The sequence below is a fragment of the Pseudomonas brassicacearum subsp. neoaurantiaca genome, from assembly GCF_013608025.1.
GTDB lineage: Bacteria > Pseudomonadota > Gammaproteobacteria > Pseudomonadales > Pseudomonadaceae > Aquipseudomonas.
Genome location: NZ_VDLV01000025.1, coordinates 1 through 21,193, shown reverse-complemented (window position 1 = coordinate 21,193; position 21,193 = coordinate 1). Strand labels below are relative to the sequence as shown.

Annotated in this window: 19 protein-coding genes; 8 read left to right on the top strand and 11 right to left on the bottom strand. The window is 62.2% G+C overall.

Annotated elements, in window-relative coordinates:
* Nucleotides 1–70: 70 nt before the first annotated feature.
* The gene (locus FHK92_RS15320) at nucleotides 71–700 is read right to left on the bottom strand and encodes a TetR/AcrR family transcriptional regulator (protein WP_181288806.1); all 630 of its coding nucleotides are present in this window, start codon (nucleotides 698–700) and stop codon (nucleotides 71–73) included.
* 86 nt (nucleotides 701–786) lie between these two features.
* Here FHK92_RS15320 and FHK92_RS15315 point away from each other — a divergent pair, with 86 nt between their 5' ends.
* Nucleotides 787–1,419, top strand: coding sequence for an NAD(P)H-dependent oxidoreductase (locus FHK92_RS15315; RefSeq protein WP_181288805.1), 633 nt, complete (start codon nucleotides 787–789; stop codon nucleotides 1,417–1,419).
* Here FHK92_RS15315 and FHK92_RS15310 read toward each other — a convergent pair whose 3' ends face one another.
* Entirely contained in the window at nucleotides 1,420–2,982 is a 1,563-nt protein-coding gene (locus FHK92_RS15310) for a L,D-transpeptidase family protein (protein WP_181288804.1), read from the bottom strand.
* Between the two features lie 180 nt (nucleotides 2,983–3,162).
* Between FHK92_RS15310 and FHK92_RS15305 the strand changes: the two genes are divergently transcribed.
* From FHK92_RS15305 to FHK92_RS15295, 3 genes are all read left to right on the top strand, one after another.
* Nucleotides 3,163–3,825: a murein L,D-transpeptidase catalytic domain family protein gene (locus tag FHK92_RS15305; RefSeq protein ID WP_181288807.1), complete on the top strand. Its 663-nt coding sequence runs from the start codon at nucleotides 3,163–3,165 to the stop codon at nucleotides 3,823–3,825.
* A gap of 70 nt (nucleotides 3,826–3,895) precedes the next feature.
* A complete protein-coding gene (locus FHK92_RS15300; protein WP_181288803.1) occupies nucleotides 3,896–4,849 on the top strand; it encodes a class I SAM-dependent methyltransferase in 954 nt (317 codons plus the stop codon).
* 140 nt (nucleotides 4,850–4,989) lie between these two features.
* The gene (locus tag FHK92_RS15295; RefSeq protein WP_181288802.1) at nucleotides 4,990–6,441 is read left to right on the top strand and encodes a DHA2 family efflux MFS transporter permease subunit; all 1,452 of its coding nucleotides are present in this window, start codon (nucleotides 4,990–4,992) and stop codon (nucleotides 6,439–6,441) included.
* 64 nt (nucleotides 6,442–6,505) lie between these two features.
* On the opposite strand, the gene FHK92_RS15290 is transcribed toward FHK92_RS15295, so the two are convergent.
* From FHK92_RS15290 to FHK92_RS15275, 4 genes are all read right to left on the bottom strand, one after another.
* The gene (locus FHK92_RS15290) at nucleotides 6,506–6,832 is read right to left on the bottom strand and encodes a four-helix bundle copper-binding protein (RefSeq protein WP_181288801.1); all 327 of its coding nucleotides are present in this window, start codon (nucleotides 6,830–6,832) and stop codon (nucleotides 6,506–6,508) included.
* Nucleotides 6,833–6,988: 156 nt separating this feature from the next.
* Nucleotides 6,989–7,591 carry a LysE family translocator gene (locus FHK92_RS15285; RefSeq protein ID WP_181288800.1) on the bottom strand — a complete coding sequence of 201 codons (603 nt, stop codon included), beginning with the start codon at nucleotides 7,589–7,591 and terminating at the stop codon, nucleotides 6,989–6,991.
* Between the two features lie 54 nt (nucleotides 7,592–7,645).
* Entirely contained in the window at nucleotides 7,646–8,482 is an 837-nt protein-coding gene (locus FHK92_RS15280; protein WP_030140659.1) for an AraC family transcriptional regulator, read from the bottom strand.
* A 296-nt stretch (nucleotides 8,483–8,778) separates the two neighbouring features.
* Nucleotides 8,779–9,204: a GlcG/HbpS family heme-binding protein gene (locus FHK92_RS15275; protein WP_181288799.1), complete on the bottom strand. Its 426-nt coding sequence runs from the start codon at nucleotides 9,202–9,204 to the stop codon at nucleotides 8,779–8,781.
* Between the two features lie 228 nt (nucleotides 9,205–9,432).
* On the opposite strand from FHK92_RS15275, the gene FHK92_RS15270 reads away from it, so the two are divergent.
* Both FHK92_RS15270 and FHK92_RS15265 read left to right on the top strand, forming a co-directional pair.
* Entirely contained in the window at nucleotides 9,433–10,518 is a 1,086-nt protein-coding gene (locus FHK92_RS15270) for an aromatic ring-hydroxylating oxygenase subunit alpha (RefSeq protein ID WP_181288798.1), read from the top strand.
* Nucleotides 10,515–11,465 (top strand): PDR/VanB family oxidoreductase, encoded by a 951-nt coding sequence (locus FHK92_RS15265; protein ID WP_181288797.1) that lies wholly within the window; start codon nucleotides 10,515–10,517, stop codon nucleotides 11,463–11,465. Before FHK92_RS15270 ends, FHK92_RS15265 begins: the two co-directional genes overlap by 4 nt.
* A gap of 124 nt (nucleotides 11,466–11,589) precedes the next feature.
* Here FHK92_RS15265 and FHK92_RS15260 read toward each other — a convergent pair whose 3' ends face one another.
* From FHK92_RS15260 to FHK92_RS15245, 4 genes are all read right to left on the bottom strand, one after another.
* A complete protein-coding gene (locus FHK92_RS15260) occupies nucleotides 11,590–12,303 on the bottom strand; it encodes a GntR family transcriptional regulator (RefSeq protein ID WP_181288796.1) in 714 nt (237 codons plus the stop codon).
* A gap of 149 nt (nucleotides 12,304–12,452) precedes the next feature.
* Complete coding sequence (locus FHK92_RS15255; RefSeq protein WP_181288795.1) at nucleotides 12,453–14,324, bottom strand: feruloyl-CoA synthase; 1,872 nt, start codon at nucleotides 14,322–14,324, stop codon at nucleotides 12,453–12,455.
* Nucleotides 14,325–14,468: 144 nt separating this feature from the next.
* Complete coding sequence (locus FHK92_RS15250; RefSeq protein ID WP_181288794.1) at nucleotides 14,469–15,917, bottom strand: aldehyde dehydrogenase; 1,449 nt, start codon at nucleotides 15,915–15,917, stop codon at nucleotides 14,469–14,471.
* A gap of 87 nt (nucleotides 15,918–16,004) precedes the next feature.
* Nucleotides 16,005–16,835, bottom strand: coding sequence for a p-hydroxycinnamoyl CoA hydratase/lyase (locus tag FHK92_RS15245; protein ID WP_030140645.1), 831 nt, complete (start codon nucleotides 16,833–16,835; stop codon nucleotides 16,005–16,007).
* A 214-nt stretch (nucleotides 16,836–17,049) separates the two neighbouring features.
* Here FHK92_RS15245 and FHK92_RS15240 point away from each other — a divergent pair, with 214 nt between their 5' ends.
* Nucleotides 17,050–17,538, top strand: a complete 489-nt coding sequence (locus FHK92_RS15240) for a MarR family winged helix-turn-helix transcriptional regulator (protein ID WP_181288793.1) — start codon at nucleotides 17,050–17,052, stop codon at nucleotides 17,536–17,538.
* 192 nt (nucleotides 17,539–17,730) lie between these two features.
* On the opposite strand, the gene FHK92_RS15235 is transcribed toward FHK92_RS15240, so the two are convergent.
* A complete protein-coding gene (locus FHK92_RS15235) occupies nucleotides 17,731–19,035 on the bottom strand; it encodes an OprD family porin (RefSeq protein WP_181288792.1) in 1,305 nt (434 codons plus the stop codon).
* Between the two features lie 310 nt (nucleotides 19,036–19,345).
* Between FHK92_RS15235 and mhpT the strand changes: the two genes are divergently transcribed.
* Nucleotides 19,346–20,572: a 3-(3-hydroxy-phenyl)propionate transporter MhpT gene (mhpT, locus tag FHK92_RS15230; protein ID WP_181288791.1), complete on the top strand. Its 1,227-nt coding sequence runs from the start codon at nucleotides 19,346–19,348 to the stop codon at nucleotides 20,570–20,572.
* The last annotated feature ends 621 nt before the right edge of the window (nucleotides 20,573–21,193 follow it).

Here is a 21,193-nt window from a genome sequence, read left to right as displayed (position 1 = left end):
AGCGGCATAAACACCGTAATCGGTGTCCGGGATTACTTGACCAGTTCAGCTTGCTCGCGATGGCGGTGGGTCAGATTGAGGAATCCTCGCCAGCACGCTTGACCATCGCAACGATGGTCACGAACAACTCTCCCTTGGCCTCCTCCGCGCTGATTTCCCCATTGGCCGCCGCATCGGACAACGCCTCAGCCGCCCCCAGCATCGCCCGCAGGCTCGCCTGGGAAAGCCGCCCGTTCCCGGCGAACGGCTCCAGTACCGACCGGCATTTATCCAGGAAGATCCTTTCGTATTCCCGCTTGATGAGCTCCAGCTCCGGTGAACTGCTCAGGGCTGCGCTGACGCCGGGAATTTCCCTGCCCTGAAGCAGCACGCACTCGACGAAGGCATCGGCAATCACATGCGAACGACTTTCCAGGATGGGCTCGCTGGCCTCAAGCGCCGCGTCCATCAGTGCCGTCTGGCGAGCATCGAAATCCTGGTAAAGCGCAGCTAAAAGCCCCGATCGAGTGACGAAATGATCGTAGACGATCGGCTTGGTCACGCCAGCCTGCTCCGCGAGCCGGGCGAGCGTCAGTGCTTCGCTGCCCTCCTCGCGCACCAGGCGCCAGGCGACATCCAACAATTGCCGTTGGCGATCCGCGCGGGCCAGGCGTCGACGAGGCGCCGGTGAAGACGATGAATTTTCTTCGGTGCTTGACATGCTAACTTTACCAACCGTAACTTACTATTCGTAACTTAACCAAGCATACTCGCTTGACGTTGTGTGATGCCAGAAGGAGATTCGCTATGCACGCGCTTATCGTAGTTGCCCATCATGACCCCCGCTCCCTGACCCATGCGCTGGCCCAGGCCATCGGCGACGGGATCACCCAGGCCAACCTCGCCAATACCTTCGAGATTGCTGACCTGGCCGCCGAAGGTTTCGATCCACGCTTCGGCCTTGCTGACCATGCCGTCCACCGCCGCGAGGCCATGCCACCGGCGGATGTGCTGGCTGAACAGGCGAGGATCGATAAGGCCGACGCGCTCGTGCTGGTCTACCCGATCTACTGGTGGTCGATGCCAGCGTTGCTCAAGGGTTGGATCGATCGAGTGTTTTCCAATGGCTGGGCATTCGATTACAAGCCTGGAGAGTCGTTTACCCAGAAGCTCCAGCGACTGCAGGTCCATCTGGTAGCGCTCGGAGGGGCCGATGCCGACAGTTTCCAACGTCATGGCTACGACCAGGCGATGATCACGCAAATCGACCACGGCATTTTCGATTACTGCGGTGCGCGGGTGGTGAGTTCCGAACGCTTGCTGGAATCGGAAACCCTCGATCCGAAGACTCATCTGCAAACCGCGCTTGCCCTCGGCAAGCAACTGTTTGCGAGGGCCGAAGAAACCACGCGCGCGCAAGTCGACGCTGAGTGCGCCTGATCAGAGTGCACGCTGGCCAGCCGCAGACAACGCGACATCCCGTTGGTAGATATCCGGGACGTATACGGCCTGCCCCTGGCTGTCCGCCTGGACCGTCCAGTAACCCAGCAGGATCGGCAAGGGCTTGGCCAGCCTGAACTCGTGGGTCAGCTCGGTGGCCAGCAACGTATCGGTCCGGGTGCGCTCGGCAGGGGTCACCAACAGGTCGCGCAGGTGCATGACTTGCTCGATGCGCACACAACCCGAACTGAACGCCCGTGGGCCCTTGCTGAACAGCGCCTGGCTGGGGGTGTCATGCAGGTACACCGAGAACGGATTGGGAAAGCGGACCACCAGTTTGCCCAAGGGATTTTTCGCACCGGCATCCTGGCGCAGCATCAGGTCGCCAGGATGCTCCCAATCGATATTTTCCACCGCCAGCGGCAAGCCGTCCCGATCGAGCACCTTGAGGTTATGCCGAGCGAGGAACTCCGGGTCGCGGCGGATCTCGGGCAGTTTGTCTTCGCGCATGATCGTCGGCGGGATGGTCCACGTCGGGTTGAGCGTCAGGCGGGTGATGCGCGATTTGATCAATGGCGTCTGGCGTTCGGCACGCCCCACCTGGGTGCGGGTTTGCCACACGGGCGCGCCGCCCTGGTAGACCGTCAGTTGCGCCGCCGCCACGTTGACCAGCACGCTGTCGGGCTCCACGTCCTGGGCCAGCCAGCGCATGCGCTCCAGGTTGATGCGCAACTGCTCGCGGCGCATGGCCGGGCTGATGTTCAGTTCAGTGACAGTCCATGGCCCGACGACCCCATCGGCTTGCAGCGAATGGTGAAGCTGGAAGCTTTTCATCGCCTCCACGAGGCTCGGGCTGTAATGCTCGTCGACATCGAGTGGCGGCACGCTGAGGTAGCCTTCGTTGAACAGGCGCCGGGCCAGGGCCGGTACGCGGGCGTCGCGCTTGTCCGGTTGCAACAAGGGGCCGCTTGGCACCGATTGCCAGTCCGCCAGAGGCTGCTGTCGTTGCCTCGCGTAGAGTTCGCGCAGGTCGCGATAAAGCGCCAGGCTCGGCCGCGCCAATTCGAAAGCCTCGGCAGGATCTTGCAGGCCCGCCATAGCGAAATGCAGCACCATTGCTTGGCGGTCCGGCAACTGCGGATTGGCTTTCCAGACCGGTTCCAGGCGTTTCTGCGGCAGATGGCCGAAACGCAAATCGTGCAAGGCTTCCAGATAGCGCTGGCTGATGGCGATGTCGGTACAGGCCACGTTGGCGTAACGGCCTTCGGCGGGCAGGTTGTAACGGGCCGGATCGAGTCCGTCATCGGCCAGTTGTTGTAGCTGGGCTTGCAACGCCTGCAACCGCCCGTCGTCCGTCCAGATCGCCTGGCCTGCGTTTTGCTGGTAAAGCGCCTGCAGGCTCATCACCGTCGGAAAGTCGACGCCACCGGCCAATTCGGGGCAATTGACCGACAATTGCGCCAGTGTGGTTTGCGCCTGGGCCGGATCGCCGTCCTCGGCCGTGGCGACCAATGGCGCAACGAGCAATAAAAGGCTCAGGTAACATGCGGACTTTTTGAACAACTGCTTTACTCCAATCCATGGCCGTCTCGTTGACGGTGAATTTTGCGACAGGTACGACCCGCCATCATGCAGACAAACGAAACCGGACGGGATGCCGCAAACGAACGCCACCGCAAGCTGCCTTCACCCGTATCGGCCTTCTTGCGCCGATTCTGCCTGGTCGTGACAGGCCTTGGCATCATGTGCAGCCCGGCGCTGGCCGAAAAACTCAACGCCCAGCCTCTTTACAACAGCCTCGCCCACGCCGCGCCGGAACTCAATCCCCAAGCGCTGAAAAGTGCCCTGAGTGCGATGCAGTGCGCAGTTGCCAACGGTGCTCGACAGGCTCGCCATCTGGCGGTGATCGATTATTCGCAACCTTCGACGGCCCGGCGCTTGTGGATCTTCGACCTGCGCCAGAAAAAACTGGTCCTGCGCGATCTCGTGGCCCACGGGCAAAAATCCGGTGAGAACTTCGCCACCCAGTTTTCCAACCGACTGGGCAGTTATCAATCGAGCCTGGGGCTGTTCCGGACCCAGGAAAGCTATCAGGGCACCCACGGCTATTCGCTGCGCATGGATGGCCTGGAACCCGGGTTCAACGACCAGGCGCGCGACCGGGCGATCGTCATCCATGCCGCTGATTACGTGAACCCGCTGTGGAGTGTGCGCCAGGGGCGCATCGGCCGCAGCCAGGGCTGTCCCGCCGTACGTCCGCAAGTGGCGCGGCAGGTGATCGACAAGCTCAAGGGCGGGCAATTCATGTTTTCCTGGTACCCGGACCCGGCGTGGCTCAAGCGCTCGCCCTATCTCAATTGCCAGCCGCAGCAGGTGGCGAGCATCCTCGCGACCAGCGGGGGCTGATAAAGCAGATTGCAGTGCATGGGTTCGTGGTTAAAATGCCGGCCTTTCGAGTTGCTGGCATTTTTATCTGATGAACCCTGAAGCCCTTCAAACATTGCAGAGCCATTTGATGACGGCGCTGGAATCGGCGCCCGACGAAACCCGTCGCCTGTTCCATGGCCGCGGACGCTGCTGGCCGGGGCTGGAACAGATCACCGTCGACTGGCTGCAAGGCGTGGTGTTGGTCTCGCTGTTCAAGGAACCCGATCCAACGCAACTGGATGACCTGTTCGCCATGCTGCGCGCCCTCGCCGCCTCGCCCGCCTGGCAACACAGCAGCGCCCACACCCTCGCGGTGCAACATCGCTACCTGCCCGACAGCCTGACCCAATGGTTGGTGGGCGAACCGATCGATGAATGGACCCTGACCGAAGGCGGCCTGCGTTATCGGATCGACCTGGGCAAAAAGCAGAACAACGGTCTCTTTCTCGACATGCGCTATGGTCGCGACTGGGTGCGCGCCAACGCCCAGGGCAAACGCGTGCTCAACCTGTTCGCCTACACCTGCGGTTTCTCGGTGGCGGCGATCGCTGGCGGCGCGCAACACGTGGTCAACCTTGACATGTCCCGCGCGGCCCTGAGCCGTGGGCGCGACAATCATCGCCTGAACGGCCACGACCTGGGCCAGGTGAGTTTCCTGGGGCACGACCTGTTCAAATCCTGGGGCAAGGTGATCAACAGCGGGCCCTATGATCTGGTCATCATCGACCCGCCTACTTTCCAGAAAGGCAGCTTCCTGCTGACCAAGGATTATCAGCGAGTACTGCGTCGCCTGCCGGAGCTGCTGACCGCCGCAGGCACGGTCCTGGCGTGCAGCAATGACCCGGCCACCGGCCCCGGCTTCCTCATCGACGGCGTCATGCGTGAAGCGCCTGGCCTGACGTTCGAAGAGCGGTTGGCAAACCCTCCGGAGTTTCCGGATGCGGACTCCGCCTGTGCCTTGAAGGCCTTGGTGTTCAAGCGCGACGACTCGGCCATCGGCTGAAACTGGGTGCCGGGTTTACATATTTCCACTATTTGATGGATCTTGCTCGCAGCTAGACTGCTTCACGTTGCCTGCAGCGTGGACCGGTCCGGTTGCACCTGCGACAACTTCGAACCCGGACTTTCAAGGAATGAAGAACCATGTCGCAATCACATCCCTCTGACCCGCGCCAGCGTTGGCGTGCGTTGATCGTCCTGTGCCTGGGCGTGCTGATGATCGTACTCGACGGTACGGTGGTGAACGTCGCCCTGCCCTCGATCAAGGACAACCTGCAGTTCAACGACACGGCGCTGGCCTGGGTCGTCAATGCCTACTTACTGACCTTCGGCGGTTTCCTGCTGCTCGGCGGTCGCCTGGGCGACCTCTATGGCCATCGTCGAATGTTTACCCTGGGCTTGGCGGCGTTCACCCTCGCGTCGCTGGCCTGCGGACTGGCGCCATCGCAGTCATGGTTGATCATTGCCCGGGCTGTTCAAGGCCTTGGCGGCGCGGTGGTCACGGCGGTGGCCTTGTCGTTGATCATGGACCTATTCACCGAGCCCGGCGAGCGTGCCCGGGCGATGGGCGTGTACAGCTTCGTCTGCGCGGCAGGCGGCAGTATCGGTGTGCTGTTGGGTGGTTTGCTGACCGATCTGCTGAGTTGGCACTGGATCTTCCTGGTCAACCTGCCTGTCGGCCTGATCGTCCTCGGTCTGTCCCTTAAATTGCTGCCCGCCGTGCGCGCGCAAAGCAGTGGGCAACTGGACGTCACCGGTGCAGTAACCGCCACCCTGTCGTTGATGATCGCCGTATACGCCGTGGTCAACGGCAACGAGTGGGGCTGGACTTCCCTTCACACGCTGGGCCTGCTGGCGGCGTCGGTCTTGTTGATGCTGGGCTTCATCATGCTCGAACGCCGGATCGCCCATCCGTTGATCCCGATGGGCCTGTTTCGCCTGCATAACCTGCGCACGGCCAATCTGCTCGCCGTGCTCTGGGCCGCGTCGATGTTCGCCTGGTTTTTCCTGTCGGCGCTCTACATGCAATTGGTGCTGGGCTATACGCCGATGCAAGTGGGGTTGGCCTTCCTGCCAGCCAACGTGATCATGGCGATTTTTTCCCTCGGCCTGTCGGCGCGGCTGGTGATGCGCTACGGCATCCGAACGCCGTTGGCGGCAGGCCTGCTGCTCGCCGCCATCGGCCTGGCGCTGTTTGCACGGGCGCCGCTGGACGGCCAGTTCATCGGCGATATTTTGCCGGGCATGTTGCTGCTGGGGCTGGGTGCGGGGATGGCATTCAACCCGATGTTGCTGGCGGCGATGAGCGACGTGGAGCCGAAGGATTCCGGCCTGGCATCGGGCGTCGTCAACACGTCGTTCATGATGGGCGGCTCGGTGGGCCTGGCGGTGCTGGCAAGCATTGCCGCGTACCGGACCAAGACGGCTGCGTCCGATCTCGCGCCGCTGATTGCGCTCAATAACGGGTATCAGCTAGCGTTTCTGATCGGCGCAGTGTTCGCGCTGACCGCGGCCGTACTGGCGGGACTGCTGCTGCGTAGCACCGCGACGGGACAGCAGGCGAAGGTCGACTCCGCAGCCCATCCTGCCCCTTGATGGCATTGGGCGGCAACGGCAGTCATCAACTGGTGCCTGTCGTTGCTGCCGGTCCAGTTGAGTCTCAGGCGGCCATCCGCTCACATGCCTCGGCGCAAGACTGGCAGGCCTTGGCGCAATCCTGACAATGACCCGCTTCGTGCTTCGCGCATTCTTCGCCACAGGCACGGCAGATACTCGCGCAGACGATACACAGGTCCGTCGCCACCCGGCTGTCGCGCTGCATCAGCGTTGCCGCGAGACGGCACAGGTCGGCGCAATCGCGGTCCAGTTCGATGCAACGCGCCATCATCTGGACGTTTTGCTCTTGCAGGCACGCACTGGCGCAGGCCTCGCAGGCCATGGCGCAGGCCAGGCACTCGTCGATGCAGGTTTGATAACGGCTGTTCATGGCACTCTCCTTTTTTGAAGGTCGATTCAAAAATGCATACCGCCTGTTCAAGGCAGGTATAAGGGTGCGACTCGACGCATGAACCGCGGGTTTCAAAAGAAAAATTACATTTTCGTCAGCTAGACCGCCGCCTGCCGGCATTCCTGCATCCCATGATCAGACCACCAGGGTCAACCACGCCGACACCAACAGCAACACCGCCATGACGCGGTTGAAGCGCCCCATCGCCACGGCGGAACGGCAGAACCTCGCGGCGCCGCGCCCCAGGTAGGCCCAGGCCGTCATGCAGGGAATGGATATCGCAAAGAACGCCAGGGACAGCCAGAGCACGCGCACGGTACGGTCCGCCTCGGCGCCGGCGAATACGCTGACCACCGCCAACGCCATCATCCAGGTCTTCGGATTCACCAGTTGCAACCCGGCGGCGCCCGCCAGGCCCAGCCGGGGCCCTTCCACCGGTTTGTCGGGGTCAATGGCCTCGGCGGGGGCGCTGAAAATCTGCCAGGCCATCCAGCTCAACCAAGCGATGCCCGCCCAGGACAACACGGTCTGGATCGTCGCGTGCCGGGCCAGCACGTCCCCCAACCCGGTGCCGACCACCAATACCAGCAACGCAGCGGCGGCACAGGCGCCGAGGATGATCGGCCAGGTGGTCGTCAGGCCAAAGCGAGAACTGTGGCTCAACACCAGGATATTGGTCGGGCCCGGGGTGATGGAGGCAACAAAGGCAAACAAGGCAAACGGCAGCAACTGGTCCATGGAGCAACTTCTCGGTGGGTGATCGTAGGGTTGATCATCCCGATGCCGGCGTGGTCAGTCTGGAACAATTGAGCAGCGCTTGCGGTAGTCCGCCGGGCTCATGCGATAGGCGCGCTGGAACCAGCGGCCCAAGTGACTCTGGTCGGCGAAGCCGAGCATGGCCGCCACCGCCACGGCGCTTTCACCACGGGCCAGCAACCGCCGCGCCCGCGCCAGGCGCAGCTGGATCAGGTAGGCATGGGGCGCCAGGCCGAAAGCGGCCTTGAACGCGCGGCTCAGGCGAAAACGATCGACACCGGTGGCCCGCGCCAGGTCGTCGAGGCCGATGTCTTCGCTCAGGTGGCTATGCAGATAGTCGCGGGCCTGCTGCGCAACCAACGGCAGGCGCGGGTCGGGATTGATCCGTGCGCGCCAGTGCAAGTGTTGGGTAAGGTTCGCCAGCAGCGTGTCGAGGGCGGTCTGGCGGACGATCAGAATGTCTTGCTCGTGCAGGCTCTGGAAAGCCGTGGCGGTGGCGCTCGCCAGACGCGCGTCATCATTCAGGGTGGCGGCAAAGCCCAGCTGGGCATTGTCCGGCGCTTCATCGAACAAGGAGCGCAGCTCGCGCTCGAGCCAGTGCGGTTCGAGGTACAACGTGCGGTAGGTGAAACCGTGTTCGTGGGGTGCGTTTCCGTCATGCAGTTCGCCGGGTTCGAGCAGGAACACTTTGCCCGGAGTGCTGTTGTGTTGCTGCCTTCGGCAATGGAACTGTTGCACGCCCTGCTCCGTCACGCCCACCAGGTAGGCATCGTGCCAATGCGGATCGTAGGCATGCCCCTCGAAATGCGCGCGCACGGTCTCGATGCCGGACGTGGCGTCCTGCTTGAGATCGATCCAGTTGCGCGCGGTCATGGGCTGTCTCGTTTATGTATCGGCTGGCTGAGATTAAACGACTTGGATGGGGTGGTCTGGAAGATTTGTGCAGTTTCACGCCGGTATTGCCTTTCTCCTGTGGGAGCGAGCCTGCTCGCGAAAGCGGTGTATCAGTCGATGAAGATGCCGGATGTACCGGCCTCTTCGCGAGCAGGCTCGCTCCCACAATAGCTAGCGGGCTAACGGAGATCCAATGTGGGAGCGAGCTTGCTCGCGATGGCGGCGTCCCAGTCAACAAAGATCTTGGATGTGCAGCGCCATCCAAGGGCACGGCATCAGGCGTCCGGCGTAATCACCGGCAACACAGTCTCCACTGCCATCCGCGCCAGTTCCGCATCCTCTTCTGCCTTGACGCCTGAAACCCCGATGGCGCCGATGCACTCGCCATCGTGGCGGATGGTCACGCCACCTTCGAGCATGCCCTGCAAGTGCGGGGCGCTCAGGAAGGCCAGGCGACCGCCGTTGATCATGTCTTCGAAGGCCTTGCTGTCACGCCGGCCCATGGCGGCGGTGCGGGCTTTTTCAGTGGCGATGTAGGCCGATAAGGGCGAGGCGCCGTCCAGGCGCAGCAGCCCCAATGGGTGCCCGCCATCATCTACCACGCAGACCGATACGGCCCATTGACGCTGGTGAGCCAGCTCCTTGGCCGCCACCAGCAACTGAGCAACATCCTGCTCGGTGAGTACCGCTTTGGTTTTCATGAGTCACTCCGCATCTGCGCAACAAGAGAATGAGTGTCGAGTATGTCGTTCGACGAAGCATGTGCCAATTAATTCGATTCGCTGTCCTTAACCCGGCATATCAACACCGCAATGGATCCACTAAACGACACCAGTCATCAAATTTATCCATAAAACATTGACAACAAAATTAGTTAAGAGAGTTAATGGATCCACAAACAAAAACAACACCCGCCTGGAGACCCGCTCATGTACCCCAAGAACACCTGGTACGTCGCCTGCACGCCTGATGAAATTGCCGAAAAGCCGCTGGGGCGGCAGATCTGTGGCGAGAAAATGGTTTTCTACCGCGGGCATGAAGGCAAGGTCGCGGCTGTCGAGGACTTCTGCCCGCACCGTGGCGCCCCGCTCTCGCTGGGTTATGTCGAAAACGGCAACCTGGTGTGTGGCTACCATGGCCTGGTGATGGGGAGCGATGGCAAGACTGTCGAGATGCCCGGCCAGCGGGTACGCGGTTTTCCCTGCAACAAGACCTTTGCGGTGCAGGAGCGCCATGGGTTTATCTGGGTCTGGCCGGGTGAGCAGGCACTGGCCGACCCGGCGCTGATCCCGCATCTGGAATGGGCGGAAAGTGACGAATGGGCGTACGGCGGCGGCCTGTTCCACATTCACTGCGACTATCGCCTGATGATCGACAACCTGATGGACCTGACCCACGAAACCTACGTGCACGCGTCCAGCATCGGGCAGAAGGAAATCGATGAGGCGCCGCCAGTGACCACCGTCGAAGGCGACGAAGTGGTCACCGCCCGGCACATGGAAAACATCATGGCCCCGCCGTTCTGGCGCATGGCGCTGCGCGGCAACAACCTCGCCGATGATGTGCCGGTGGACCGCTGGCAGATCTGCCGCTTCACCCCGCCCAGCCACGTGCTGATCGAAGTCGGCGTGGCCCATGCCGGCAAGGGCGGCTATCACGCGGCGCCGCAGTTCAAGGCGTCGAGTATCGTGGTCGACTTCATCACCCCGGAAACCGAGACGTCCATCTGGTACTTCTGGGGCATGGCGCGGCATTTCCAGCCCCAGGACGAAGCGCTGACCGCCAGCATTCGTGAAGGCCAGGGCAAGATTTTCAGCGAAGACCTGGAGATGCTCGAACGCCAGCAACGCAACCTGCTGGACCATCCGCAACGCAACCTGCTCAAGCTCAATATCGACGCCGGTGGCGTGCAGTCGCGCCGGGTGCTGGAGCGCTGGATCGCCCGGGAGCGGGAGCAAGACGCGGCCTTGATCGCCAGCACGCGCCAGCCGCAACACGCGGAGCAACGGCCATGATCGAAGTCCAAGTCGCGGCGCGGCACGACGAAGCCCTGGACATCTGCAGCTACGAGCTGACACCTGTCGACGGCCAGCCACTCCCGGCCTTTACCGCCGGCGCCCATATCGATGTGCATTTGCCCGACGGGCTGATCCGCCAATATTCGCTGTGTAATCATCCTGAAGAACGGCATCGCTATCTCATCGGCGTGCTCAAGGATCCCGCGTCCCGGGGCGGCTCGCGCAGCCTGCATGAGCAGATCCGGCCAGGCATGCGCCTGCGCATCAGTGAACCGCGCAACCTGTTCACCCTCGCCGCCGAGGCGCGGCGCAGCCTGCTGTTTGCCGGAGGGATCGGCATCACGCCGATCCTGTGCATGGCCGAGCACCTGGCCCAGAGCGGCGCCGCGTTCGCCCTGCATTACTGCGCCCGCTCCAGGGACCGCGCCGCTTTCGTCGAACGCTTGCAGCGATCGCCTTATGCCGACCGGGTTTTCCTGCACTTCGATGAAGACCCCGCCACGGCGCTGGATGCCGCTCGGTTATTGGCTTCGCCCAGTGATGACCTGCACCTCTACGTATGTGGCCCCGGCGGTTTCATGCAGCACATTCTCGACACCGCCAAGGCCCAAGGCTGGCAGGAACCCAACCTGCACCGGGAATACTTCGCCGCTGCCCCGACCGACACCCGCGCCGATGGCCGCTTTTCGGTGAAACTTGCACGCAGCGGCGAGGTTTTCGAGATACCGCCGGACAGGAGCGTGGTCCAGGTGTTGGAAAGTCATGGCGTCGAAATCCCGATCTCGTGCGAGCAAGGCGTCTGCGGCACCTGCCTGACCCGAGTGCTGGAAGGCGTGCCGGAGCATCGGGACATGTTCCTCACTGAAGCCGAGCAAGCCTGCAACGACCAGTTCACGCCGTGCTGTTCAAGGTCCCGGACGCCGTTGTTGGTGTTGGATCTCTGAGTCCGCAACCCCTACAAAACCCTGTGGGAGCGAGCTTGCTCGCGATAGCGGTGTGTCAGCGACGTCTTTATTGCTGGTCCTGCCGCTATCGCGAGCAAGCTCGCTCCCACAGATGTTTGCGCCTCTAGTCAGATCGCAAGATCACCTTCATCCGCGCATCCGCCAGCGTCGAGCCGAACACCTCGGCATAACGCAGGGTGGCGTTGGCATGCTCGCGCATGATCGCCTCGGCACGGGCGCCCTGGCGATTGACCAGCGCGTCGAACACCGAGTGATGCTGCATATGGGCATAGTTGAAGCGCCGGTACTCGCCGGCCATGTTCTGGCGATCCACCGCCAGGGCGGTCACCGAGGCGAATGGCAGATGGTCGTTGCGCGCCAGGGCATCGGCAATGGCCGGGTTATGACTGCCTTCGACGATCACCTGGTGGAAGCGCATGTTGAGGTCGTGATAGACCTCCAGGTCCTCTTCGGTTACATGGCCTTTGGCAAACAGCGCATCACCTTGGATCAGGCATTGCTCAAGGGCCTGGCGAGCGGCTTCGGACAAACCGCGCTCGGCGGTCTGGCGGGCGGCTAACCCTTCAAGCACCCCACGCACCTCCACCGCTCCGGCAATCTCCTCGGCGCTGACAGAACGCACCTGAAAACCACGCCCGCCAAAACGCACCAGCAGCCCTTCCTGCTCCAAGGTGCGAAACGCCATGCGCACCGGCATGCGCGAGACGCCGAACAGTTGCGCCGTTGGAATTTCCATCAGGCGCTCGCCAGCCGGCAGTTCGCCTGAAGCGATCATTCGACGCAATGCGACCAGCACCGTTTGGCCGGGCTTACTCATTCAGGTGATATCCGGAGAAGAGAGAGCCGCCATAGTAATTGCAATCAAATGTGGGAGCGAGCCTGCTCGCGAAAGCGGCGGTTCAGCAATATCCAATTCTCGCTGATACACCGCATTCGCGAGCAGGCTCGCTCCCACAGGGTTTGGTGTTAATTGCCGGCGCGCAAGACCGTTGGGTCCTCTCCCCGATACAGCGCCTCGACCTTGGCCGCGCGCCATTGCAATACGGCGCGTTGGTTGATCGAGCCTTTGTCGGTGATTTCCCCTCGGTCGATGGAGGCCGGTTCGTCCAGCAGCGCAATCCATTCCACACGACTGGCGTTGCCATTGGCATCACGGTTCAGGCGCTGCAACCAATCGGCAAACCATTGGCGCACCGGCCCGCTCGCCAGGACCTCGGCGTCGCTGGCGTCCGCGGCCAGGCCCGAGAGACGCCGGCAATCATGCAGGCGCGGGAACACCAGCGCGCCCAGGTGCGGACGATCCGGCGCCGTCACCACCAGGTCCTGGACGTAAGGCGTGCCTTCGAGCACCGCGCGGTTGCGCAACGGCCCGACGCTGACGAATACCCCGGAAGAGAGTTTGAAATCCTCGGCAATGCGCCCGTCGAACATCAGCCCCAATTGCGGGTTGGCGGGATCGGCGAGCTTGATGGCATCGCCCGAGCAGTAGAAGCCCGCGTCGTCGAACACTTCGGCAGTCTGCTGTGGCGAGCGCCAGTAGCCGGGCATGATGTGCGGCCCGCGAAAGCGTCCTTCGAACTTGCCATCCACCGGCACCAGCCGCACTTCGCAACCGGGCGCCGGCAAACCGATGTAGCCGGCCATGGACAGCGGTCCGGTGGTGAAGGTGCAGGACGGCGATGCTTCAGTCATGCCCAGGCCGGCCATCATGCGGATCCGTTCGCCGCAATGTTGCTCGGCGACTTTGTCGAGTCGATCCCAGGTGCTTTGGGAAAGACCCGCCGCGGCGAAGAAGAACAGGCTGATGCGCTTGAAGAAGCGTTCGCGCAAATCGGCGTCCTGTTCCAGGGCGCTCACCAGTTCTTCCCAGCCCTTGGGTACGGTCAGGTAGGCCGTGGGGGAAATTTCCTTGAGGTTGCGCAAGGTTTCAGCGAACCCCTGGACGGTGGGCTTGCCATCGTCCAGATAAAACGTGCCGCCGTTGTACAGCACGATACCGACGTTGTGGCTGCCGCCAAACGTGTGGTTCCACGGCAGCCAATCCACCAGCACCGGCGGCTCTTCGCCGAACACTGGGAAGGTTTGCAGCAACATCTGCTGATTGGCGCAGAGCATGCGCTGGGTGGTGATCACCGCTTTGGGCAGTTTGGTGGAACCGGAGGTGAACAGGAACTTGGCGATGCTGTCCGGGCCCGTGGCGGCAAAGGCACGCTCAACCTCGACACCTCCCGGTTGCGCGAGCAGGCTGGCGAAGCTTGTCCGGGTCCGGCCGGGTATGTCGCCACGCACCGTGACCAGGGGAACATCCGCGGGCAACACGGCGTTGATTGCGCGCCCGAACGGCGCGGCGTCGCTGACGAACACCAGCCCCGGTTGCAACAGCTCGCAGACATGCCGCAGCTTGGCGAAATCCTGGGACAGCAGCGAATAAGCCGGCGACACCGGGCAATAGGGAATCCCTGCGTACATCGCGCCCAAGGCCATCTGCAGGTGCTCGATGTCGTTGCCCGATAGCAGCGCCAAGGGTTTTTCCGCTGATAAACCGTAGGTCAACAAGCCTTGGGCGATGGCCCGCACGCTGACGAGCATCTCGGCATAACTGACGTGACGCCAGTCGCCCTTGTTTTCCCGCGCAGCGATAAAGGTCTGGTTCGGCCGCACCTCGGCCCAGTGCACCAGGCGATCGAGCAAACGCTGCGGCATCGACGCCAGGGGTTCGAGGGAACGCATGTGCAGGACGCCCTGCTCTTCCTTCACTTCTACGGCTGGATGACCAATCGACACCTGGCGATAGCGCACAGGCTCGGGCCGGGAGGATGATCTGAACTCGGGACTCACGGTGCATCTCCTCCATCAAGGCACGCTCGGGCCGCGCGAAGCGAGCGGAGCGTGGCAGCATCTGGCTGCGGCCTTGTCATTGTTATGTCTGGCCTGCATCGGGCGATGGCCTTCAGGGCACAGCGCCTGCGACGGGACGGATTTTCAGATCGGGTAATGCCGCGGACCGTTCTGCATCGTCACCCAGCGCAACTGGGTGAAATGCTCGATGGACGCCTTGCCGCCGAAGCTGCCGTAACCGCTGGACTTGACGCCGCCGAACGGCATTTGCGCTTCGTCGTGCACGGTCGGGCCGTTGATGTGGCAGATGCCGGATTCGACTCGTTGGGCCAGGGCCAGCGCACGGCTGGTATCGCGGCTGAAGATCGCGGCCGACAAACCGAACTCGGAATCATTGGCCAGGCGCAGCAATTCTTCATCACCTTCGCCGCGCAGCAGCACCGCCACTGGCCCGAAGGATTCCTCGCGGTACAGGCGCATCTCCGGCGTGACACCGTCGAGCAAGGTCGGCTGCAAGATGCTGCCGTCCAACTGGCCGCCCGCGACCAACTTCGCGCCTTTGGCCAGGGCATCGTCGATCAAGCCTTTGATGCGCTGGCCGGCGCTGGTGTCTACCAGCGAACCCAGCACCGAATCACTCGCCCCGGGATCACCGGCGCGCAAGGTGGCGATCTTCGTCGTAAGCCGCTCGATGAAGGCGTCGGCGATGCTCGCATCGACGATCAGGCGCTCGGTGGACATGCAGATCTGGCCCTGGTTGAAGTAAGCGCCGAAAGCCGCCGCTTGCACCGCCGCATCCAGATCGGCGTCGTCCAGCACCAGCAGCGGCGCCTTGCCGCCCAATTCCAGCAGTGCTGGCTTGAGGTGACGGGCCGACAGCTCACCAACAATACGACCGACGTGGGTCGAACCGGTGAAGTTGACGCGGCGCACCGCCGGGTTGGCAATCAGGCGTTCGACAATGGCGGGAGCATCCGCCGGCGCGTTGCAAATGACGTTGACCACGCCATCACCGAGGCCGGCATCCTGCAGCACCTGGCCAATCAAGCGATGCACCGCCGGGCTGATTTCCGAGGCCTTGAGCACCACGGTATTGCCGCACGCCAGCGGCATGGCGATGGCGCGAGTGGCAAGGATCACCGGAGCGTTCCACGGCGCGATGCCCAGCACCACGCCGCACGGCTGACGCAGGGCCATGGCGAAACTGCCCGGCACGTCCGAGGGGATGACTTCGCCATTGATTTGCGTCGTCATGGAAGCGGCTTCGCGCAGCATGTTCGCGGCCAGGTGCACATTGAAACCGTACCAGTTGGCCATGGCGCCGGTCTCGCCGGCGGCGGCAATGAACTCGCCGCTACGGGCCTGCAACTGTTCGGCAGCGCGCAGCAAGCGGGTCCGACGTTCGTTGGGCGCCAGCGCGGCCCATACAGGGAAAGCGGCTTGTGCGGCAGCCACAGCGGCGTCGGCGTCTTCCAATGTGGCGGCAGCCACGCGAGACACCGCTTCACCGGTCACCGGGTTGCAGCGCTCGAAGGTCCGGCCGTCACGGGCCGGGCACGACTGGCCGCCGATCAACAGGGGCACGTCCAGCATGGTGATTCCTCTTTATTGTCTTTATCGGAATGCATTCACAGTAGCGCCGGGAGCCATGGGCGAACAGCTCCAAGGCGCTCTGTTGGCTCAACGCTTGTAGGTTTGCAGGCCCGGCTTGATGCTCTTGTCGTCGAGGAACTGCTTCATGCCCTGCTCGCGTCCGCCCTCGGTGTCGAGCAGGCGCGACTGATCCAGCTTGGCGTAGAGGTAATCCTCGTTTTGCTCCCACGTCAGCTCGCGGCAACGCTTGAAGCCGTGCTTGGCCGCACGCAGGACCACCGGATTTTTCTCCAGCAGGTTGCGCGCCAGCTCGACGGTGACTTCACGCAGTTGCGCCAAGGGCACGCTTTCGTTGACCAGGCCCATCTCGGCGGCTTTCTGCCCGCCGAAGGTCTTGCCGGTCATGATGTAGTAAAGCGATTGGCGATGACCCACGGTATCAGCCATGGCCTTGCTGACCAGGTTGCCCGGCGGGATGCCCCAGTTGATTTCCGAAAGGCCGAAAGTGGCTTCGTCAGCGCAAATCGCCAAGTCGCATGCCACCAGCGGGCTGAAACCGCCACCGAAGCACCAACCGTTGACCATGGCGATGGTCGGCTTGGTGTACATGCGCAGCAGTTTCCATTGCCATTGCGAGGCTTCGCGGCGGATTTTTTCCTGAAGGATTTCCGGCCCGGCGTCGACTTCGCGGAAATATTCCTTGAGGTCCATGCCGGCGGTCCAGGCTTCACCGGCGCCAGTGAGTACCAGCACGCCAGCGGCGGGATCCTGTTCCAGGGTTTCCAGCACATCGACCATCTCACGGTTGAGTGTCGGGCTCATGGCGTTGCGTTTTTCCGGGCGATTGAGGATGACCCAGGCGATGCCGTCGTCGATCTCGACCTTGACCGTTGTCCAGCGACCTTCGTAGTTGCTCATGGCGCGTGCTCTCTTGTTCTTGGCTGAAGATGATCAAAAGCTAAACCTGAATATTAGTTATGTCAATTAACTATTAATCGATTTATCTTTGTTTTCCCCGTTGCTGGATCGGCGGACCAAAATGACAAATATGCGAACGACCGTAGCCATCGCCCGGCAACCTCGGCAAACTGGATAGCGTTGTTAACCACTGAATTTGAGGATGCACTTTTCGATGGCCAAGTCTTCCAAGCTCGCCGACCCCGCCGCCGAGGCTCCGCTCGACGCCAGCGACACGCAGGCGTCGATGGATTCCGCCCTGGACGAGCTGATCGGCTACGCCTTGCGTCGCGCCCAGTTGAAGCTGTTCCAGAACCTGATCGGCCGTCTCGCGCTCCACGACCTGCGGCCCGCCCAATTTTCAGCCCTGGCGATCATCGACCAGAACCCCGGCCTGATGCAGGCCGACCTGGCCAAGGCGCTGGCCATCGAGCCACCGCAAGTGGTGCCGTTGTTGAACAAACTGGAAAGCCGCGCCCTGGCCGTGCGGGTGCGCTGCAAGCCGGACAAGCGTTCCTACGGGATTTTCCTGAGCAAGACCGGCGAGACACTGCTCAAGGAACTCAAGCAGATCGCCATAGACAGTGATCTCGATTCCACCGCAGCCCTTTCAAGTGCCGAGCGCGAAGAACTGCTGCGGTTGTTGAAGAAGGTTTATCAATAGAAGACACCGCTCCCCCCGTGGCGAGGGAGCTTGCTCCCGCTGGGTTGCGCAACGACCCCTTTTAATCTGCGGTCTCGGTCCTCCAGATTGACCGAAGCGTCTGCGCAAGGGGCTGCTGTGCCCGAAGCGTCGGACCGGCCCAGCGGGAGCAAGCTCCCTCGCCACACAAACCCTTTCACACGGACCCAGTCTTCACCAAATCGGCACGCTATACGTCACCAGGAACCGCGTCTGGTTCTCATCGCGAAACGCCGCAGTGCCCGGGAAATCATTGCGGTAGATCGACTTGCGCGCCAGCAGCCCGACGTTTTTCAGCGGACCACTCTGGATCACATAGCCCAGCTCCATCTGGAATTCTCGCTCCTTGCGATCCTCGGCGTTGAGGGCCGCCAACTCAATGTGATCGCCACGCACGTAGCGCAACCGAGTCCTCAAGCCAGGCACGCCGACGGCGGCGAAGTCATAGTCGTGGATCGCTTGCCAGGTGCGCTCCTTGGCGTTGAGAAAATCCGAACTCATGGTCATTTCGCTCAAGCCCATCAGCTCGGTGCCAGACACGTACGGCGTTGCCGTATCACCGCTGGCATGCATGTAGCCCAGGCTCACGCGATGGCCGCCCAGGCGATAACCCACCAGCGCCGAGACGTTGCGGTTATCCACCTTGCCGGCCTTGGCGGCGCCGTCTTCATCGCTGAAGAAACTGCGCAAGTCGGTGGTCAGCACGCCGTCGCCCAGCGGCAGGTTGTGCAGCAATGCGAAGGTGTTCTGTTGGTACAAGTCAGCCACCTCGGCGTGGTAGACGCGCAGGCTGAGGTCCTTGCTGACTTGGTAATCGCCTCCCACATACGCCATATGGGACGTGGTCGCCGCGCCATTGAAACGACGATTGGGCGAGGCGATGGTCATGGGTTGGTAATCGGTGGAGTCGCGCCGGGCGATGCGGTCGATATAGCCGGTGTTCAGCGTCAGGCCATCAAAGTCCTTGGAACTGAGCGTGGTCCCGCGAAACGTCTGCGGCAGCAACCGCGACGGGCTAGCGAAGGCAAACGGCAGGAAGATCGACACGTCCCCGGTCTTCACCGTCGTTTGGGCAAAGCGTAGCTTGCCGGTCAGGCCGAGGCGTGAATACTCATCCGCCGCGCGCTTGTCGCTGGCGGAGACCGGCAACAGTTCGGTACCGCTGCGATCCGGCGACGAGTCGAGCTTGATGCCAAGCAATCCCCGCGCATCGAGGCCAAACCCGACCGTACCCGGGGTGAACCCCGACTCCATGTTCATGAAGATGCCCTGGGCCCATTCCCGAGCAGCCGTCTTGGCGCCGTCGTCCTTGTAGTCGCGGTCCAGGTAGTAATTGCGCAAGGTCAACGTGCCATGGCTGTCATCGACGAAGCCTTCGGCCCACGACGCGGCGGAACACAGGCTCAGACCGAACAGGGCGAGCACTTGAATGAGCGGTGAAACAGCGGGCACGGGGGCGTACCGGATAACGTTCGGCATGTTCGATGTCCATTTTTTGTTGTTGTTTTTCTATCGAGGCGGGGCGCCTGGTGGCAGCTCCGCGGACAAAGAATGGAAATGATCGAGGCGCTTCGTCAATTGAGAATGTCCGATAATCGAACGTTAATATCTTTAACCAGTTTTGCGACTGACACGCTCTTTCCAAGCAACTTATTGATTTGTCTAGTTATCGATCGGCATTTTCCACCCAGCACAGGACGATTCATTTTTTAGTTAGCTTTGTTATCTTAATCCCACCTGCTGGTTGCTTTGCGCCACAGTCCTGACAAAAACAATAAGAGGATTCGCCATGAACCATTCGCCGCGCCGGGCGACGTTGACCATCGCCTTGTGTTTCATCGTCGCGTTGATCGAGGGGTTCGACCTCCAGTCAGCCGGCACCGCTGCCGCCGGCTTGCGGCAGACGTTCAGCCTCGACCCGAAAATGATGGGATGGGTGTTCAGCGCGGGGATCATCGGGTTGCTGCCGGGTGCGTTCTTTGGCGGCTGGGTCGCTGATCGCATCGGCCGCAAGAAAATCCTCATCGCCGCCGTCCTGCTGTTCGGTGTGTTTTCCCTCAGCACGGCTTATGTCGAACAATTTTCCAGCCTGCTGTTGGTGCGCTTCATGACCGGGCTCGGCCTGGGTGCCGCCCTGCCCAACCTCATCGCTTTATGCGCCGAAGCGGTAGGCGAACAGCGACGGGGCACGGCCATCAGCGTGATGTACGCCGGTGTTCCCCTGGGCGGCGCGCTGGCGGCGGTGGTCGCGATGACGTTTGGCGAGCACTGGCAGATGACCTTTTTCATCGGTGGCCTGGCGCCGTTGCTGGTGGTGCCGTTGATGCTGTTGTGGCTGCCGGAGTCGAGCGCATTCAAGCAGGTCCGGCACGTCAGTGGCGAAGCCCGCAGCTCCGTCGGCCAAGCGTTGTTTGGCGAAGGTCGAGGCATGACCACGCTGGGCCTTTGGTTGAGCTATTTTTTCACCCTGACGGTGATGTACATGTTGCTCAACTGGCTGCCTTCGTTGCTCTTGGAACAAGGCTTCAGCAAACCGCAGGCCGGCTTGGTGCAGATGTTGTTCAACATCGGCGGAACCCTCGGCTCGCTGCTCGGCGGCCTGCTGCTGGACCGTTGCAACGCGTTCAAGGTCGTACTCTTCGTCTACGCCGGGCTGTTGAGCGCCCTGGCCGGGGTCGGAGTGTCGGTCGGCATCGTGCCGATGGCCATCGCCGGTTTTGCCGCCGGGTTGTTCGTCATGGCCGCGCAGTTGGTCCTCTACGCCTTGGCGCCACCCTCCTACCCTACGGCCGTCCGTGCGACAGGAGTCGGTGCCGCGGTGGCCATCGGACGCCTGGGCTCGGTGGCCGGGCCGCTGGCCGCCGGCCAGATCCTCGCGGCCGGCGCGGGTACCAGCACCGTATTGCTGGCGACCTCACCGGGACTGTTGATCGCAACACTGGCCATCCTCAGCGTGATTCGCCACTCGGGCGAACCACGGGTCGCCACGGTGAACTCGGCGGCGGAGAATTCCTGATAACGACAGCGATAAGCCTTGCTACTGCCTTCGCGAGCAGGCTCGCTCCCACATTGGACTTTCGGCGGTCACGAGATTTACAAACGCCGCAGAACCTTGTGGGAGCGAGCCTGCTCGCGAAAGCGGTGTGCCAGCCAATATATTCGCCGACTGACACGCTGCCTTCGCGAGCAAGCTAGCTCCCACATTGGACTTTCGGCGGTCACAAGATGCGCATACGCCGCAAAACCTTGTGGGAGCGAGCCTGCTCGCGAAAGCGGTGTGCCAGCCAATATATTCGTCGACTGACACGCTGCCTTCGCGAGCAAGCTCGCTCCCACATTGGAGTTTCGGCGGTCACAAGATGCGCATACGCCGCAAAACCTTGTGGGAGCGAGCTTGCTCGCGAAAGCGGTGTGCCAGCCAAAATTTCCATCGACTGACACGCTGCCTTCGCGAGCAGGCTCGCTCCCGCATTGGAGTTTCGGCGGTCACAAGATGCCCATACGCCGCAGAACCTTGTGGGAGCGAGCTTGCTCGCGAAAGCGGTGTGCCAGCCAATATATTCATCGACTGACAGGCTGCCTTCGCGAGCAAGCTCGCTCCCACATTGGAGTTTCGGCGGTCACAAGATGCGCATAC

Coding starts and splice junctions, on each gene's coding strand:
- mhpT (WP_181288791.1), top strand. CDS start 19,346: ATGAACCATTCGCCGCGCCGGGCGACGTTGACCATCGCCTTGTGTTTC.
- FHK92_RS15250 (WP_181288794.1), bottom strand. CDS start 15,917: ATGCTGGACGTGCCCCTGTTGATCGGCGGCCAGTCGTGCCCGGCCCGT.
- FHK92_RS15320 (WP_181288806.1), bottom strand. CDS start 700: ATGTCAAGCACCGAAGAAAATTCATCGTCTTCACCGGCGCCTCGTCGA.
- FHK92_RS15245 (WP_030140645.1), bottom strand. CDS start 16,835: ATGAGCAACTACGAAGGTCGCTGGACAACGGTCAAGGTCGAGATCGAC.
- FHK92_RS15270 (WP_181288798.1), top strand. CDS start 9,433: ATGTACCCCAAGAACACCTGGTACGTCGCCTGCACGCCTGATGAAATT.
- FHK92_RS15280 (WP_030140659.1), bottom strand. CDS start 8,482: ATGACCGCGCGCAACTGGATCGATCTCAAGCAGGACGCCACGTCCGGC.
- FHK92_RS15285 (WP_181288800.1), bottom strand. CDS start 7,591: ATGGACCAGTTGCTGCCGTTTGCCTTGTTTGCCTTTGTTGCCTCCATC.
- FHK92_RS15305 (WP_181288807.1), top strand. CDS start 3,163: ATGTGCAGCCCGGCGCTGGCCGAAAAACTCAACGCCCAGCCTCTTTAC.
- FHK92_RS15235 (WP_181288792.1), bottom strand. CDS start 19,035: ATGCCGAACGTTATCCGGTACGCCCCCGTGCCCGCTGTTTCACCGCTC.
- FHK92_RS15265 (WP_181288797.1), top strand. CDS start 10,515: ATGATCGAAGTCCAAGTCGCGGCGCGGCACGACGAAGCCCTGGACATC.
- FHK92_RS15275 (WP_181288799.1), bottom strand. CDS start 9,204: ATGAAAACCAAAGCGGTACTCACCGAGCAGGATGTTGCTCAGTTGCTG.
- FHK92_RS15295 (WP_181288802.1), top strand. CDS start 4,990: ATGTCGCAATCACATCCCTCTGACCCGCGCCAGCGTTGGCGTGCGTTG.
- FHK92_RS15290 (WP_181288801.1), bottom strand. CDS start 6,832: ATGAACAGCCGTTATCAAACCTGCATCGACGAGTGCCTGGCCTGCGCC.
- FHK92_RS15260 (WP_181288796.1), bottom strand. CDS start 12,303: ATGAGTAAGCCCGGCCAAACGGTGCTGGTCGCATTGCGTCGAATGATC.
- FHK92_RS15240 (WP_181288793.1), top strand. CDS start 17,050: ATGGCCAAGTCTTCCAAGCTCGCCGACCCCGCCGCCGAGGCTCCGCTC.
- FHK92_RS15300 (WP_181288803.1), top strand. CDS start 3,896: ATGAACCCTGAAGCCCTTCAAACATTGCAGAGCCATTTGATGACGGCG.
- FHK92_RS15315 (WP_181288805.1), top strand. CDS start 787: ATGCACGCGCTTATCGTAGTTGCCCATCATGACCCCCGCTCCCTGACC.